The organism is Kaistella flava (ex Peng et al. 2021) (assembly GCF_015191005.1).
In the GTDB taxonomy this organism is placed as follows: domain Bacteria; phylum Bacteroidota; class Bacteroidia; order Flavobacteriales; family Weeksellaceae; genus Kaistella; species Kaistella flava.
Genome location: NZ_CP040442.1, coordinates 1,757,175 through 1,773,512, shown reverse-complemented (window position 1 = coordinate 1,773,512; position 16,338 = coordinate 1,757,175). Strand labels below are relative to the sequence as shown.

Here is a 16,338-nt window from a genome sequence, read left to right as displayed (position 1 = left end):
CAGAAGGTTTTTTTATTTTTGACGTATGAATGCAGCCTCTTTTTATCCGCTCTTTTTAAAATGTGCGAAAGTAACAATCGATAGCAGAACTATTGAACAAAATGATTTGTTTTTTGCTTTTTCTGGTGAAACTTTTAATGCCGCAAAATTAGCTGAAAGTGCTATCGATAAAGGTGCTTTGGCAGTTATCCTAGAACAAAAGGAATTTGAAAATGAAAAGAATAATATTTTCTATGTTCCGTCAACTTTAGAGTTTTTGCAGGATTTAGCAAAGCATCATAGAAAGCATCTCAATATTCCAATTATTGGTTTAACCGGAAGTAATGGCAAAACCACGACCAAAGAAATCATCCACGCAGTTCTTTCGCAGAAATATAACGTTCAATATACTTACGGAAATCTCAATAATCATATAGGAGTTCCGCTTACTTTACTTTCCATAAAAGCCGAACATGAGATTGCGGTGATTGAAATGGGCGCAAATCATCAGAAAGAAATCGAAATGCTTAGTGAAATTGCACAACCTAATTTTGGATATGTTACCAATTTCGGGAAAGCTCATCTTGAAGGTTTCGGCGGGTTCGAAGGAGTTATTAAAGGTAAATCGGAATTGTATGACTATTTAAAAAGTCATTTACAAACTATTTTGGTGAATGAGAATGATCCTATTCAAGTTGAAAAAACAGAAGGGTATCAACCAAAAATTACTTTTGGAGCAACAACTTCTGATTATCAGTTTGAGCAGTTTTCAAAAGACAATTTAGTAGGATTAAGTTATGAAGGAAATCACGCACTATCTCAATTAACCGGAAATTATAATTTCACTAATCTTTGTGCTGCAGCAAGTTTAGGTTTTCATTTTGACTTAAATTTTGACCAAATTAGAAACGCCATTGAAAACTATTTACCAACCAATATGCGTTCGCAGGTTGTAGAAAAGAACGGAAAAACTTTTGTTTTGGATACTTATAACGCCAATCCGAGTTCGATGACCGAGTCTTTAAAAAACTTTAGCAATTTTAATGGAAGCAAAACTATTATCATCGGCGATATGTTAGAGTTGGGGGAAGAATCAAAAAAAGAACATCAATTGATCCTTGATCTTGCAAATTCTCTTCATTTTGATGAAATTATTACGGTAGGAAATGAATTTAAAAATGTAAATCATCTTTCGAAATCGTTTCAGAATTCAAAAGAACTTTCGGATTATTTAAAAAATAATAAAATAGAATCCGAAAATATATTGTTAAAAGCTTCTCGTGGAATTGCTTTAGAACAAATTTTAGAATTCATCGATTAATCTTTATTCCAAAAATCCTTTAAGATTAGTTTGATATTTTCAAAAGTCATCGGTAAAACTTCTTCGATAATTTGTTTTTCGTTTTTCCAGGAAACTTCAGAAATTCCTTCTTCAATTTGTGGGATTGGTGCCGAATTTCCGACGTAACTAATTCTAAACCAATAGGTGGTTTTTAAAATTTTCTCGCCGTTTCTTTCGGTGTAAATATGAAAAGTAGTATTCAGATAATCCTCTAAGATAAGTTCTTTCAGACCTGTTTCTTCTTCTATTTCGCGTAATGCTGCCTGTTCCAGAGATTCTCCTTTTTCAATTTTTCCTTTTGCTAAATCCCATTTGCCTAATCGACGAATAAATAGAATCTCTTCTTTTTGATTGCTTACGACACCGCCAGCAGCTTCAATTACTTTAAACATCTTGGTAAAATCTTCCCAAATATCTTCAAGATTATCACCGTAAATATTAAGTTCTGGGCAAGAAGTGTTTTCTAAAAGGTCAATTGCTATTTCTAAAGTCGCAAATCCTTCATATCGAAGTTTCTTTTCAAAATCTTCCGGATATTTACTAATCGATAATTTTTTTTCATTCACAAAAACTTTATACATTTGCAACGTTTTAATTAATACAAAAATATAAAAATGAATTTAGAAGGACGTAAAATTATCGTAAATAAATCGGGAACTGAATTAGTTGCAATGTTAAACACTCCAGAAGGATACAGAGAACTAATGCCGGATTCTTTACAGAGTTTTGAAGTTCGTGATCAAGGTTTTAAATTCAGTTTAAAAGGAATGCCGGAAATCGCTTTAACTATCGATGAAGTTACTGAAAATCAAGTGACTTTGAAATCGGCAAGTTCAAGTTTAGATTTTGCTCTAAAAGGTATGATGAATCCGATTAGTGAAAATCAAACTGAAGTTCAATTATTATTTGAAGGAAAATTTAATCCGTTTATTAAAATGATGGTAGAAAAACCTTTGAAAAACTTTATCGACGCTTTGACCGATAATATCGAAAAGATCTAAAAAATCAAATATATTGAAAAGCCCTGAATGTTTTAATTCACGGCTTTTTTGTTTAATGAGTGTAGCTGGCAAACGCCTCTTCTAAACTACTGTATTTACCTTTGAATTCCTCGATATTGGAATCTTGTATGATGTTCCCCTGATGAATCAAAATCACACGAGAACAAAGCGCTTCTACTTCCTGCATGATGTGTGTCGATAGAATCACCGTTTTCTCTTTTCCTATTTCTTTAATCACATTTCTGATTTCAATGATTTGATTCGGATCGAGTCCGTTTGTTGGTTCATCTAGAATCAATAAATCAGGAGAATGTAAAATCGCTTGAGCAAGACCAACTCTTTGTTTGTAACCTTTTGATAGTTGAGAAATCTTTTTCGATTTTTCCGGTGTGATTCCGACCAATTCAATTACTTCATCAATTCTTTGTTTTGAAACTTGGTGAATATCTGCGACGAAATTCAAATATTCTTTTACATACATTTCACTGTACAATGGATTGTTCTCTGGCAGAAAGCCCATATTCTTTTTGGCTTCAATTTCATCTTCACGAATATCCTTTCCATTAAAGATAATTTGTCCTTCATCAATTTTCAGCGCTCCGACAATTGATTTCATTAACGTCGATTTTCCGGCACCATTTGGACCGAGCAATCCGATAATCTCGTTATTGTTGATTTGAATATTGATCGTATTCAAAGCGATTTGTTCGCCGAATTTCTTAGTAAGATTGATAATTTGTAGTGACATGAATTTTATTTAATGAAACGCAAATTTAGGAAATCGAAAAGGAATTATTACATAAAGTATTCAACAAAAAAAGACCGAGAATTATTCTCGATCTTTTCAGTGAGCGCGACAGGATTCGAACCTGTGACCGTCTGCTTAGAAGGCAGATGCTCTATCCAGCTGAGCTACGCACCCAAAATATTGGGATTTTTAAACTCATCGTTGGGAAGATGATGTTTGAAAAAAAAAGAAAACTCTCTGAGGAGTTTTCTATAAAGTCGGGGCGGCAGGATTCGAACCTGCGACCTCCTGGTCCCAAACCAGGCGCGATGACCGGACTACGCTACGCCCCGAAAAATCTAATATTGCCTTCTTACATAGATGTATTCTGCAATTAAATAAAAAAAGATTGAGAAAATTCTCGATCTTTTCTAGTGAGCGCGACAGGATTCGAACCTGTGACCGTCTGCTTAGAAGGCAGATGCTCTATCCAGCTGAGCTACGCACCCTTAAATTTTACTTCGTTCAAACTGTAAGCTGATCTAAGTACCCAATTTTAGGGATTTTTAAACTTATCTTTGGGAAGATGAAGTTTTTTAAATAAAACTCTCGAAAGAATTTTCTATAAGTCGGGGCGGCAGGATTCGAACCTGCGACCTCCTGGTCCCAAACCAGGCGCGATGACCGGACTACGCTACGCCCCGAATAATTTTTTCCTAAGTTGCGGAGAGTAAGGGATTCGAACCCTTGGTACAGTTTCCCATACGCTTGTTTAGCAAACAAGTCCTTTCGGCCACTCAGGCAACTCTCCAGTGCAATATTTATAAGAGCTTCTGTTCTGTAATTGCGAGTGCAAATATAAAGGAGTTTTCGTTATAAACCAAAATAAATTCCTAAAAAATATTTGTATTTTTGACTCTAATTTAAATTTTTTAAAAAACACATGCGTAATTCATTATCTATCATAATATTAGGGTTTCTAGTAATCTCTTGTGGAACACAAAAAAATTCACAAACTGTAATTGCAAAACCTACAATGCCTCAAGTTTCAACTACAAAACCTGAACTTCCTGTTCATAAACCGAAAATTGAACATGAAGGTGGAGTCGATTTTTTCAAAGAAAACATAGCTGATGTTACCAAAAATGATAATACTGCGAGTTATGGTTCGATCGTTTCTGCAAATCCTGTAGGTTATAAAGTCGTGAAAACTTTCTTTCCAGCGGTTGGCCAAAATTTCCGTCAGAAGTATATTATTTTACATTATACTGCATTAGATGATGATAAATCAGTAAATGTTCTAACTCAGCAATCGGTAAGTGCTCATTATTTGGTTAATGATTTAGGCGATAATGAAATTTACCAATTGGTTGATGAAAATAAAAGAGCTTATCATGCCGGAATTAGTGCGTGGCGAAAAGACATAATGCTTAATGATACTTCCATTGGAATTGAAATTGTAAACGCTGGTTATAAAACAGATTCTAGTGGAATGAAAATTTTCCCTGAATATTCTGAAGCACAAATAAAGAAAGTTGCTGCATTGGTAAAAGATCTCGCCAACAGATATATGGTCGCTCCAACTAATGTTTTGGGACATTCTGATATTGCGCCAACCAGAAAGCAAGATCCAGGACCAAAATTTCCTTGGAAAAAATTATACGATGATTATCAGGTAGGGATGTGGTATGATGAGGCTGCAAAGCAAAATTTCTATGACACCGCGGTTTTAGATGATTACGCTTTACAAATGACCGTTCCATCTTTTGTTTTTAAAATTCAAACTGCTTTACGGGATTTCGGTTATGGTATCAATCCAAATGGTGTTTATGATGATGCTACCAAGAAAACGGTTGAAGCTTTTCAATATCATTTTCGGCCACAAAATTATTCTGGGATGATTGATGCTGAAACTTGGGCAATTTTACAGGCATTAAACCTTAAGTATCCAAATAAATAAATATCTTTACAATTCTTAAATGGGCGATTAATTATCGCCTCTTTTTTTAGATTTATCTTTAAATCAATTTAATAAAATAAGTATATAATCTTAACTTCTCAACAAATTATTTTTATGGAAAATTTCAGAAATGAAAGCGATTTATTAGGGACTTTACAAGTGCCTATCGATGCGTATTACGGAGTCCAAACTCAACGAGCCATTGATAACTTTAAAATTTCAGGACAGACACTCTCTTCTTATCCTCATTTTATTAAGGCTTTAGCTATCGTAAAAAAGGCTGCCGCAAAAACCAATTATGAATTGGGATTACTTGACGAAAATCTTTACAAAATAATTGCAGAAACTTGCGATGAACTTGTTGCTGGAAATCTACATAATCAATTTCCAATCGATATGATTCAAGGTGGAGCAGGAACTTCGGTAAATATGAATGCGAATGAAGTTATTGCTAACAGAGTTTTAGAAAAATTAGGAAAAGAGAAAGGAGATTATCAATTTTGTTCTCCAAACGATCATATTAATCTTTCACAATCAACGAACGACGCTTATCCAACTTCTTTAAAAATGGCTTTGCTGGCAATGAATGTTGAGTTGGTAGAAAAATTAAAGAAAATTGTTGAAGCCTTCCGTGAAAAAGGAAAAGAGCTTGCTCCCGTTATCAAAATGGGAAGAACCCAATTGCAGGATGCTGTACCGATGAGTATGGGACAGGAGTTCGAAGCTTATGCAGCAACTCTGGAAGAAGATATTTCAAAATTAAACGCCAATGCTAATCTTTTTGTGGAGGTAAATATGGGCGCAACAGCAATCGGAACTGGACTAAATGCTCCTGTTGGTTATGCGAATTTATGTGCAAAAAATCTTTCTCAGCTGACAGGTTTTGCCGTGGTTTCTGCACCTAATTTAGTTGAAGCAACTCCTGATACTGGCGCTTATGTAATTTATTCTTCGGCTTTGAAAAGACTGGCGGTGAAACTTTCTAAAATTTGTAATGATTTGCGTTTGCTTTCTTCAGGACCAAGAGCAGGATTTTTTGAAATCAATCTTCCAGCGATGCAGCCAGGTTCTTCAATCATGCCAGGAAAAGTAAACCCTGTAATTCCCGAAGTGGTGAATCAAGTTTGTTTTAAAGTGATCGGAAATGATTTAACGGTAACTTTTGCCGCAGAAGCAGGACAATTACAATTAAATGTAATGGAGCCCGTTCTTTCACATTCGATTATGGAAAGCATGATTTTCTTAGGAAATGCGATGGATACTTTAAGAGAAAAATGTGTCGTAGGAATTACTGCAAACAAAGACGCTTGTCTGAATATGGTGAGAAACAGTATCGGAATTGTAACCGCCTTAAATCCTTATATCGGTTATAAAAATTCAACAGAAATTGCCAAAGTAGCTTTGGAAACAGGAAGAAGCGTGTACGATTTAGTACTGGAAAGAGGGATTTTATCTGAAGAAAGATTAAATGAAATCCTGGATCCTGCGAACATGCTGAAACCACATTAACCGATGTAACGTTTAGCAGATAAAACTGACTTATAACTAATTATCGGAAAATTTAATAATTAATGAAGAAAATATTAACAACAATTGCAATTGTTGGAGTACTCACTATGAGCAACGCACAGAAATTTGAAACTACGAAAATAACTGACAATGGCGGTTATCAATACGAAACCGTTATTAATGATAAAGCAGGAGTAAGAGTTTATACTTTAAAAAATGGATTAAAAGTTTTCCTCGCTAAAAACGATGATGCACCAAAAATCCAAACTTATATTCCGGTAAGAACGGGAAGTAATAATGATCCAGCTGACAATACAGGTTTAGCGCATTATTTGGAACACATGATGTTTAAAGGAACATCCAATTTGGCGAGTGCAAACTGGGCAAAAGAGAAACCACTTTTAAATCAAATTTCCAGTTTATACGAACAGCATAAAGCTGAACAGGATCCAGAAAAAAAGAAAGCACTCTATAAAAAAATAGATGAAGTTTCTCAAGAGGCAAGCAAATTTGCGATCGCAAACGAATATGACAAAGCGATTTCTTCGCTTGGAGCTTCGGGAACAAACGCTCATACTTGGTTGGATGAAACCGTTTACAAAAATAATATTCCAAACAACGAACTGGAAAAATGGTTGAAAGTTGAGAAAGAAAGATTTTCTGAATTAACTTTGAGATTGTTCCATACTGAACTGGAAGCGGTTTATGAAGAATACAACCGAGCTCAGGATAATGACGGACGTTTGGTGAATTACGAATTAATGGATGCGCTTTTCCCTACACATCCAAACGGTCAGCAAACGACAATCGGAAAATCAGAGCATTTGAAAAACCCATCAATGATGGCGATTCACAAATATTTTGATGAATATTATGTGCCGAATAATTACGCTGTAGTTTTAGTTGGAGATTTGGATTATGACAAGACCATTAAATTGGTTGATCAATATTTCGGAAGTTTTGAATACAAAGAATTGCCGAAAAAACAAATCATCACGGAACAACCGATGACTAAAATTGTAGAAAGAACGGTAAAAAGTCCTTCTACACCGAGGTTGCAACTTTCCTGGAGATCTGATTCTTACGGAACTCAAAATGCAAGACTTGCTGATATTGTAGGAAATATTTTGACCAACTCTGGAGATTCTGGGTTGATTGATTTAAACATTAATCAAAAGCAGAAAGCTTTACAAGCGATGGCTTACGAATCGGCGTTTAAAAAATATGGAAGTTTTTCATTAATTATTGTTCCGAAAAATGACCAGACTTTTGATGAAGCGAAGAAATTAATGTTGGACCAAATTGAATTGGTGAAGAAAGGAGAATTCCAGGATTGGTTAATTCCTGCCATCGTTAATGATATGAAAATCCAGCGTATGAAAACGTACGAGACTGCTGACGGGTTGGCAAGCAGCTTATACGGAACTTATATCAACGACAGAACTTGGGAACAGGAACTGAATGAGATTAATGAATACGAGAAAATTACCAAAGCTGACGTGGTTAAATTTGCCAACGAATTCTTTAAAGATAATTACGTTATCATTAAAAAAGAAAAAGGCGTTAACGATAAATTGGTTCGTGTAGAAAATCCTGGTATTACTCCAATTAAATTAAATAGAGAAGAACAATCTCCATTTTTAAAAGGAATTTTAGCTGAGAAATCTTCTGAAATTAAACCAGAATATGTGGATTATGCGAAAGTGATTAAAACTGATAAAATCGGTGGTAAAAAAGTAAGTTTCGTTCATAACAAATACAACGATATTGCTCAAACTCATTTTATTTTCCCTTTCGGAAGCGACAATGACAAACAATTAGGTTTGGCAACTCAAGTATTACAATATTTAGGAACGAATAAATTATCTGCTGAAGATCTGAAAAAGGAATTCTTTAAATTAGGGATTTCTAATGATTTCAGAACGTCGCAAGATCAGTTGAGAATCTCGTTAAGCGGTTTAGAAGAGAATATGCCGAAAGCAATCGAGTTATTGAAAAACTGGATGCAGAACGCAAAACCTGATCAGAAAGTTTACGCAGAAAATGTGAAAACAATTTTGGAAGGTCGTGAAGTTGCTAAAAAAGACAAAGGAAGAATTATGGCTGCCTTGTCTAACTACGCAAAATATGGTAAAGTTTCCCGTTTCACAGATGTTCTTTCTAAAGAGCAGTTAGAAGCGATTAACTCCGTAGATATGACCAATAAAGTTCAGAATTTATTGAAAATGCCTTATGAGATTTTCTTCTACGGACAAGATTTTAATAATTTTAAAAAGTATGCAAAATCATTCGTAGAAAAGGAAACATTGAAAGTTCCTGCAAAAAACGAATATCCTGAACCAGCAACAAACGGAAACGTTTATTTTACCAATTACGATATGGTGCAAACCGAAATGAGTAAAGTGGCAAAAGGTCCGAATGTGAATTTAGGCAACCTTGGGAAAATTAGTGTTTTCAATGAATATTTTGGAAGAGGTTTATCTTCAATCGTGTTCCAGGAAATTCGTGAGAGTAAGAGTTTAGCGTATTCTGCATATGTTTCTTATGCTTCAAGTAGCGAATTGAATCGTCCAGATTATGTGACGACTTACATCGGAACTCAGGCGAATAAACTTCCACAAGCAGTAACTGCAATGGATGAGTTGATGGCAAATCTTCCACAAATTCCAGCTCAGTTTAATAATGCTAAAAATGCAGCGTTGAAACAAATTGCTTCTGGTAGAATTAACAGAACGAATATTTATTTCAATCAATTAAATCTTAAAAAATTAGGAGTTGATTACGATTTGAGAAAAGATATTTACAAAGAAGTTGAAAAATTAACTTTGGCAGATTTAACGAACTTCTATGATTCTCAGATGAAACCAATGAAATATAATACAGCGATTATTGGTAAAAAAGAAAACTTAGATATGGATGCACTTAATAAAATAGGTACATTCCACGAAGTTTCTTTAGAAGAAATCTTCGGGTATTAATTTGATTTCTAATTCAAGTATAAGAAAAAAGTGAAACTTTGGTTTCACTTTTTTTTATGTTTAACACTAAAATTTAATGGGTGTTTTTACTCTTTTGTAAATGAGTAAATACCTTCATATTTGTAATGCAATAAATGATAGCAAACTTGCTAATATCTAATTGTAAAAAACTAAACTAATAACTGTGAAAACAGTAATTCCGGGAAATTCCCGGAATTTTTTTTATAAAATATCTACTTTAAAGACAATCTCAAGATTATTCAATTTAAAGGTTTACGTAAAAATGGGATCGCCATCACCATCTTGAAATTTTGGATTAAAGTTTTTGGGTAAGTCTGCCAATAATTCTTTATGAAAGAGATATCTACGTTCGAAATTTTTAGAATAAATCCCAAATGAATTTTTACTGATTAATGCTTCATTTAAATTTTCATCGAAAGAAGTTAAGGTTTTTATGTTTTTTTCTTTGATGAAATAATGAAGAAATTCTTTAAAATTTTCTAACTTATTTTCACTAAACAAATAGGGGATTTTTAAATGTTGATCTCGTAATTGAAGTAATGCACACGTTTTTAAGTTCTTTTCATGATCGTAAATTTTAATCCAAAAGTAGTTGAACTCTTTAGCATAACTTGAAAAAATATAATCAGGATTTGCCTGATGCTCTTGTAAAACCCAAGGGTTTTTAACAATCATATTAATTTCTCCGCCATCTCTGTAATGATGAAATTGTTCGATAAATTTCGCACTTTCCTCGTCTACTAATTCAGCGATTTCAAAATTTATTTTTTTAGGTTTATTAATGGTATTAACTGCTTTCAAAAATAAATCAGTCGAAAAATCGATGCTTTTAAAAACTGGTTTTAATGCCGATAAACTTGGCTTTTTGAGGGGAAGTAATTCTTCAAAATTAGTTCTAAAGTAATAGCGCTTACCCGTTTTTGGAATGATATAATCAAATTTTTGAGTCTTGTTGTACAGACTTTCTGCTTCTTTGGTAAATTCTGTAATAGCGATTTTATCATTATATTTTTCAAAAACTTTTGATAAGAGTTGCTGGGCTATTTTTTTTCCTCGAAAATTTTCGCTGACGTATAACGTGCTTAACCAGGCGAATTTAATTTTGTTGCTTTCCACAGTCAACTGATCGGGAAATGTGCCCAGATAACCAGCTAGTTTTCCTTCCTGCAAAGCGATTGTTAATAAAATATCATCTTCAGTTGCATTAGGATTTTTAATTTGAGACAAGGCGCGATGTTTCGTAATCGGTAAAAAATCAAAAGATTGATAGGTTTCAGAAAGTACAAATTCTTCTAAATCTTTTTTGTTGAGACATTTCAGCGTAATCATTTCCGGTGAATCGTATTTTTATTGAGTAATTTTTTGAGATTAAAATAGGCTATTTCTTCTTTTAAAATTTGGTTCGTATCTTTTCCGTTTTCCATGGGAATTCTCTGCAAATTTTTTTCGAAACTATCTCGTTTTAATCCGGCAGAACCAAAACTACAAAATAGATCTTTGGTAGAAAAGATTTTCTCAAAGAATTCCCGTTTTACGCCAAAATCAGTGAATGGAAAAGCGAAACTTTCTGTGATAAAATCATTTTCATTTAAATAATCGTAAGATTGACTGGTATTCCGAATTTGTTCTTCCAAATTTAGTTCATGATAAAGTGGATGATCAAAACCGTGATTGGAAATCCCGAATCCTTTTTGAGTTACTTTTTTCAGTTGCTCGAAAGTCATGTAAGGTTTATATTTGATAAGGTAATCGCTGAAGCTTTCTCTGAAATTTTTTGCCAAATCATCTAATTTTTCCGGCTCAGAATATTTTATTGCATTTATTTTTCGAATGAGTAGTTTTTTAAATTGATCATTGTAGATAATATCATCAAATACATTCAGCGGCTTTTTTTCACTTTGCACAATTCTTTCGATGAGTAAACTTGCTTTGCAGCGGTACATTAAGTCAGTATTACCGATGAATTTCGGATTAATAAAGTTGATGGCGTAAATTCCTTTTCGTTCTAAAATTGGAACTACAACATCATGGAATTCCGACAAACCATCATCAAAAGTAAGTAAGGCAATTTTCTTTTTTGGCTTAAAGTTGCCGTTTCTGAAATCTTTAAACTCATCCCAATTTACAAACTGAAAATTTTTCGATAAAATATCTAAATCTTTCTCAAATTCTTTCTCACTTTTATATTTGATAATATGCTTAAGATGAGGTAAGTGAAAGTTGGAAACCGCATGATAAACAGGGATGCAATAATCTAAAGGATAAGTTTTTTGAAAATTAGCTGATTGTAATTTTGCAGAGAAATTGATGAGGTGTTCTTTAATTGCCATATTCAAATTTAAAAAAAATCCCATGAATAGTATCATGGGATTTATATCTGTTAATTTTTGCGGAAACTTATTTCACGATTTTCATTTCGTTCAACAACCATTTTGCATCAGCATATTTATCAACAATGAAAAGAATATATTTGGTATCCACCATAATATTTCTACTGAAACGTGGGTCGAAATTAATATCACTCATCGTTCCTTCCCATTGTCTGTCGAAGTTTAATCCGATTAAATTACCGTGTGCATCCAAAGCTGGACTTCCAGAATTTCCACCTGTCGTATGATTGGTTGCTGTAAAGTTTACAGGAACATCACCAGTTTTATCTTTGTAAACCCCATAGTTTTTGGTATCATAAAGATTGATTAATTTTTTCGGAACATCAAATTCATAATCACCTGGAACATATTTTTCCATCACTCCTTCTAAATGCGTTTGGTAACCGTAGTAAACCGCATCTCTTGGATTAGAACCTTTAACTTGTCCATAAGCTACACGAAGCGTAGAGTTCGCATCTGGGAAAAATTTGCGGTCTTTATCAGTTTCCATTTGTTGCGCCATATATTTCTTTTGAAGCACATCAATTTGATCCTGAAGTTGAGTGTATTTCCCTTCTGTCGTTTTCATGTAAGTATCTTTCATTGAAGACGCCAACTGAATAATCGGATCATTTTTAAGATTCTTAATCAACTCATTTGGATTAGCGAAAACCTTATCGATATTCGTAGAAGCAGTAGTTCCGTTGAAAGTTCCTCTTCCTGTAATCACTGAATTTTTAGACCAGTTTTCAATAGTTACTAAATTTTTATTAACGTCTTTAAATTGATCATAATTTGCAGGAAGAAATTTAGCTGGTGTTTTGTCTGCGTATAAAGCCAACAATTGAGCTGTTACTTTTGCATCTAATGCACCATCATAATCCTTGTAGAATGAAGACATTCTGTTTTTAAAAGCAGTTAATGTTTGATCATTAATTTTCCCAGCTTCATAACTGTTCATAAAATTCAAATACTGATTTGCCAGTGATAAAGTTTCGGCATTTCTAGTAACTTCTGAATAATAAGAACGGTTTAATGAATAAGGAGATTGCTCATTATACAGATTGTTAAGTTGATCAATCGTCGGTTTAATCGCTGGATTTTTCGCAATTAAAGTTTGTTCGTATTTTTTCTTTTTACCAACGGCATCAGATTTTTTCAAACCTTCAACTTCACCAATCCATTTTTTCCAGTAATTAGCTACGCCAGCGTATTTTGAAGCGTATTTAATTCTGGTTTCAGCATCGGTACGCATTTTATCATTCAAGGTTTTCAACGCAACTTCTCTTACCTCAATCATGGCAGGATCAGTTTCTGTCATTACCTTTTCTACCGCGATAGCAGGTAGATATTCGGTTGTTTTTCCTGGAAACCCAAAAATGAAAGTAAAGTCATTTTCCTGTTTGTCTTTAATAGAGACAGGTAAGAAATATTTCGGTTTGTAAGGAACGTTATCTTTTGAATATTCAGCAGGTTTATTGTCTTTGTCTGCGTAAATACGGAACATCGAAAAATCTCCAGTATGTCTTGGCCAAACCCAGTTATCAGTATCAGACCCAAATTTACCAATTGAACTTGGTGGTGCTCCAACCAATCGAATATCTTTATAAGTTTCGATGATATACGCGTAATATTTATTACCGTAATAAACTGGTTTAATGATTACTTTTTGCCAAGGCTCTAATTTAAAACTGGCTTTCACCGCTTCTAAATTTTTGGCGATTAATGCCTCACTTGCTTTTTCATCTAAGTTTTGAGTTCCAGCTAAAACTTGTCCTGTAACTTCTTTGATATCTGCGATGAAATCTACGGTAACACCAGGGTTTGGTAATTCTCCGTTCATATCTTTTGCCCAGAAACCATCACTTAAATAATCGTGTTCAACTGATGAATGTTTCTGAATTTGACCATAACCACAGTGGTGATTAGTCAATAGTAAACCTTGCGGCGAAATAATTTCTGCTGTACAACCTCCATTAAATTGTACTACGGCGTCTTTAATACTTGGTTTTGAGGTGTCATAAATCTGTTTTGCGGAAATTTTCATTCCCAAACTTTTCATTTCCTTTTCATTGAGTTCTGTGGGAATCCACATACCACCGTATTGTTGGGCAAAAGCCATCACAGCGGGCAAAAGTATTGCAGCTAGCAATATATTCTTTCTGTTCATTTTTAAAATTTGCCCTAAAAATAAGAAAATTTTAATTGATAAGGCGGTGTTAATGAGATTGAAGTTTAATCTGTATTCAATTTGTGATATTTCATTTTTCAATCTTTTAACCTTTTTAATTGATTCTTTTCCTGTTAGGTCCTTTTCTAAATAAAGTCTTTCTACAGAATTCGTACCTTGTTTAATGTTGTTTTTATACGATTTGGTCGTATTTTATCTTTATTTTAAATATATTTGATGTAGAAAATACGAATCCGTATTTTTTTCCTAAAAAACAAACCTGAAAATTCCGAAATCATGCAAAATGTAATTCCGCATTCTTTGTTTACCGATCATGATATTTATCTTTTTAAAGAAGGAAATCATTATAAATTGTATGAAAAATTTGGAGCTCATTCCACTGCAATCGATGGAGTAGAAGGAGTCTATTTTTCTGTTTGGGCACCATTCGCCAAAGAAGTTTCTGTTATCGGAGATTTTAATAAATGGCATTCAGAAACCCATAAATTATTACCAAGATGGGATGAATCTGGAATTTGGGAAGGATTTATCGCCGACTTAAAATGGGGTGATGTTTACAAATATGGTATCCGCACCAACAATGGAGTTTTACTAGAAAAAGGCGATCCTTTTGCTTTGAGTTGGGAACAGAATTTACAGGCAGGTTCTTTGGTTTCTACTACTTGGTTTGAGTGGAATGATAAAAATTGGATGAAAGAACGTTCAAAGAAAAATTCTCTCAAAGCACCTATGTCTGTTTACGAAATGCATCTCGGTTCCTGGATGCGCGGCACCGATAATCCCGATAGATTCTTTAATTATAGAGAAATTGCTGAGCGACTTGTTCCGTACATTAAAGAAATGGAATTTACTCATGTAGAATTCATGCCCGTTATGGAATATCCGTATGATCCAAGTTGGGGTTATCAAATAACCGGATTTTTTGCGGCTACTTCCCGATTTGGTTCTCCACAGGACTTAATGTTTTTAATTAATGAACTGCACCGGAATGAAATTGGTGTTATTTTAGATTGGGTTCCGTCTCATTTTCCTGGTGATGCCAATGGATTACATTTCTTTGATGGTACTTTTTTATACGAACATGAAGATCCGCGAAAAGGTTTTCATCCTGACTGGAAATCTTATATTTTTAATTACGGAAGACCGGAAGTGAAATCGTTTTTAATAAGCAACGCAATGTTTTGGTTCGATCGTTATCATGCTGACGGACTTCGTGTAGATGCCGTAACTTCGATGTTGCATTTGGATTATTCCAGAAATGAAGGCGAATGGGAACCGAATATTTATGGTGGAAATGTCAATTTAGAAGCCAAGAAATTTTTACAGGATTTTAATAAAGCAGTTTATAAAGAATTTCCAGATATTATTACAATTGCAGAAGAAAGTTCAGATTTCCCAATGCTTACAAAACCCGTTCACGAAGGTGGAATTGGTTTCGGTATGAAATGGATGATGGGTTGGATGCACGATACTTTAAATTATTTTAAAGAAGATCCGGTCGAAAGAAAATTCCAGCACAATAAATTGACTTTCGGTTCCATGTATGTTTATAATGAAAATTACATGATGCCGCTTTCTCATGATGAAGTCGTTCACGGAAAAGCGAGTTTAATTTATAAAATGCCCGGTGACGAATGGCAGAAATTTGCGAACCTTCGAGCCTTGTATCTTTATATGTTTACGCATCCCGGAGCAAAACTTTTGTTCATGGGTGACGAATTTGCACAAACTCATGAGTGGGATTTTACAAAAAGTCTCGATTGGCATTTGCTGGAATATCATGTTCATAAAGGAATGCATGATTTTGTTAAAAAACTAAATCATTTATACCGAAAAGAAACCGCACTCTACGAAAATAATTTCTCGCCAGATGGTATGGAATGGGTCGAAGCAAACGATGATGATAATTCCATTTATGTTTATTTAAGAAAAGGGAAAAAGGAAGATGATGTTTTAATGGTTGTTTTAAATTTGACGCCAAGAGTTTTTGATTATAAAATTGGGGTTAATGAAGGAACGAATTGGGAAGTAATCCTTAATTCAGATGACGAGCAATTTGCGGGAAGTGGCGTAAAAGCAGAAATCGTAGATGAAGAAGATGATGAATGGATGTACAAACCCAATGCAATTGTACTAAAATTACCACCTCTTGCCGGAGTTATTTTAAGACAGAAAAAAATAGAAAAAGAAAAAGTTGCGACCAAAAAACCAGCGGTTAAAAAAGAATCTGCAGCAATTAAAAAGACTAAGAAATAATAAAG

Annotated in this window: 11 protein-coding genes and 5 tRNA genes; 6 read left to right on the top strand and 10 right to left on the bottom strand. The window is 33.9% G+C overall.

Features of this window, described 5'->3' with window-relative positions:
- Positions 1-25 precede the first annotated feature (25 nt).
- Positions 26-1,300 carry a UDP-N-acetylmuramoyl-tripeptide--D-alanyl-D-alanine ligase gene (locus Q73A0000_RS08110; RefSeq protein WP_193813543.1) on the top strand — a complete coding sequence of 425 codons (1,275 nt, stop codon included), beginning with the start codon at positions 26-28 and terminating at the stop codon, positions 1,298-1,300.
- On the opposite strand, the gene Q73A0000_RS08105 is transcribed toward Q73A0000_RS08110, so the two are convergent.
- Positions 1,297-1,902, bottom strand: a complete 606-nt coding sequence (locus tag Q73A0000_RS08105; protein WP_193813542.1) for an NUDIX hydrolase — start codon at positions 1,900-1,902, stop codon at positions 1,297-1,299. The genes Q73A0000_RS08110 and Q73A0000_RS08105 overlap by 4 nt on opposite strands.
- 33 nt (positions 1,903-1,935) lie before the next feature.
- Here Q73A0000_RS08105 and Q73A0000_RS08100 point away from each other — a divergent pair, with 33 nt between their 5' ends.
- Positions 1,936-2,322: an SRPBCC family protein gene (locus tag Q73A0000_RS08100; RefSeq protein ID WP_193813541.1), complete on the top strand. Its 387-nt coding sequence runs from the start codon at positions 1,936-1,938 to the stop codon at positions 2,320-2,322.
- A gap of 52 nt (positions 2,323-2,374) precedes the next feature.
- On the opposite strand, the gene Q73A0000_RS08095 is transcribed toward Q73A0000_RS08100, so the two are convergent.
- The 6 genes from Q73A0000_RS08095 to Q73A0000_RS08070 all read right to left on the bottom strand — a co-directional run bounded on the left by Q73A0000_RS08095 (position 2,375) and on the right by Q73A0000_RS08070 (position 3,860).
- Complete coding sequence (locus Q73A0000_RS08095) at positions 2,375-3,070, bottom strand: ATP-binding cassette domain-containing protein (protein WP_193813540.1); 696 nt, start codon at positions 3,068-3,070, stop codon at positions 2,375-2,377.
- A 100-nt stretch (positions 3,071-3,170) separates the two neighbouring features.
- A tRNA-Arg gene (locus Q73A0000_RS08090) sits at positions 3,171-3,244 on the bottom strand.
- Positions 3,245-3,327: 83 nt separating this feature from the next.
- Positions 3,328-3,402: transfer RNA gene (locus Q73A0000_RS08085), tRNA-Pro, on the bottom strand.
- 82 nt (positions 3,403-3,484) lie between these two features.
- Positions 3,485-3,558 (bottom strand) — tRNA-Arg (locus Q73A0000_RS08080).
- A gap of 120 nt (positions 3,559-3,678) precedes the next feature.
- Positions 3,679-3,753: transfer RNA gene (locus tag Q73A0000_RS08075), tRNA-Pro, on the bottom strand.
- 20 nt (positions 3,754-3,773) lie between these two features.
- A tRNA-Ser gene (locus Q73A0000_RS08070) sits at positions 3,774-3,860 on the bottom strand.
- Positions 3,861-3,992: 132 nt separating this feature from the next.
- On the opposite strand from Q73A0000_RS08070, the gene Q73A0000_RS08065 reads away from it, so the two are divergent.
- The 3 genes from Q73A0000_RS08065 (at position 3,993) to Q73A0000_RS08055 (ending at position 9,496) form a co-directional block, all read left to right on the top strand.
- Positions 3,993-5,009, top strand: coding sequence for an N-acetylmuramoyl-L-alanine amidase (locus Q73A0000_RS08065; RefSeq protein WP_193813539.1), 1,017 nt, complete (start codon positions 3,993-3,995; stop codon positions 5,007-5,009).
- A gap of 114 nt (positions 5,010-5,123) precedes the next feature.
- Positions 5,124-6,518: an aspartate ammonia-lyase gene (gene aspA, locus Q73A0000_RS08060; protein WP_193813538.1), complete on the top strand. Its 1,395-nt coding sequence runs from the start codon at positions 5,124-5,126 to the stop codon at positions 6,516-6,518.
- Positions 6,519-6,580: 62 nt separating this feature from the next.
- Positions 6,581-9,496 (top strand): M16 family metallopeptidase, encoded by a 2,916-nt coding sequence (locus tag Q73A0000_RS08055; RefSeq protein WP_193813537.1) that lies wholly within the window; start codon positions 6,581-6,583, stop codon positions 9,494-9,496.
- 273 nt (positions 9,497-9,769) lie between these two features.
- Here the strand turns inward: Q73A0000_RS08055 and Q73A0000_RS08050 are convergent, their stop codons facing one another.
- The 3 genes from Q73A0000_RS08050 to Q73A0000_RS08040 form a co-directional block, all read right to left on the bottom strand.
- The gene (locus Q73A0000_RS08050) at positions 9,770-10,846 is read right to left on the bottom strand and encodes a GNAT family N-acetyltransferase (RefSeq protein ID WP_193813536.1); all 1,077 of its coding nucleotides are present in this window, start codon (positions 10,844-10,846) and stop codon (positions 9,770-9,772) included.
- Complete coding sequence (locus Q73A0000_RS08045) at positions 10,843-11,847, bottom strand: polysaccharide deacetylase family protein (protein ID WP_244140840.1); 1,005 nt, start codon at positions 11,845-11,847, stop codon at positions 10,843-10,845. The genes Q73A0000_RS08050 and Q73A0000_RS08045 overlap by 4 nt, the downstream gene beginning before the upstream one ends.
- Positions 11,848-11,914: 67 nt before the next feature.
- Positions 11,915-14,056, bottom strand: coding sequence for a S46 family peptidase (locus tag Q73A0000_RS08040; protein WP_193813535.1), 2,142 nt, complete (start codon positions 14,054-14,056; stop codon positions 11,915-11,917).
- A 297-nt stretch (positions 14,057-14,353) separates the two neighbouring features.
- Between Q73A0000_RS08040 and glgB the strand changes: the two genes are divergently transcribed.
- Entirely contained in the window at positions 14,354-16,333 is a 1,980-nt protein-coding gene (gene glgB, locus Q73A0000_RS08035; RefSeq protein WP_193813534.1) for a 1,4-alpha-glucan branching protein GlgB, read from the top strand.
- Positions 16,334-16,338: the final 5 nt, after the last annotated feature.

What these genes read in the sequence shown, in the direction of transcription:
- Q73A0000_RS08110 (WP_193813543.1), top strand. Translation starts at nt 26, where the DNA reads ATGAATGCAGCCTCTTTTTATCCGCTCTTTTTAAAATGTGCGAAAGTA.
- Q73A0000_RS08105 (WP_193813542.1), bottom strand. Translation starts at nt 1,902, where the DNA reads ATGTATAAAGTTTTTGTGAATGAAAAAAAATTATCGATTAGTAAATAT.
- Q73A0000_RS08100 (WP_193813541.1), top strand. Translation starts at nt 1,936, where the DNA reads ATGAATTTAGAAGGACGTAAAATTATCGTAAATAAATCGGGAACTGAA.
- Q73A0000_RS08095 (WP_193813540.1), bottom strand. Translation starts at nt 3,070, where the DNA reads ATGTCACTACAAATTATCAATCTTACTAAGAAATTCGGCGAACAAATC.
- Q73A0000_RS08065 (WP_193813539.1), top strand. Translation starts at nt 3,993, where the DNA reads ATGCGTAATTCATTATCTATCATAATATTAGGGTTTCTAGTAATCTCT.
- aspA (WP_193813538.1), top strand. Translation starts at nt 5,124, where the DNA reads ATGGAAAATTTCAGAAATGAAAGCGATTTATTAGGGACTTTACAAGTG.
- Q73A0000_RS08055 (WP_193813537.1), top strand. Translation starts at nt 6,581, where the DNA reads ATGAAGAAAATATTAACAACAATTGCAATTGTTGGAGTACTCACTATG.
- Q73A0000_RS08050 (WP_193813536.1), bottom strand. Translation starts at nt 10,846, where the DNA reads ATGATTACGCTGAAATGTCTCAACAAAAAAGATTTAGAAGAATTTGTA.
- Q73A0000_RS08045 (WP_244140840.1), bottom strand. Translation starts at nt 11,847, where the DNA reads ATGGCAATTAAAGAACACCTCATCAATTTCTCTGCAAAATTACAATCA.
- Q73A0000_RS08040 (WP_193813535.1), bottom strand. Translation starts at nt 14,056, where the DNA reads ATGAACAGAAAGAATATATTGCTAGCTGCAATACTTTTGCCCGCTGTG.
- glgB (WP_193813534.1), top strand. Translation starts at nt 14,354, where the DNA reads ATGCAAAATGTAATTCCGCATTCTTTGTTTACCGATCATGATATTTAT.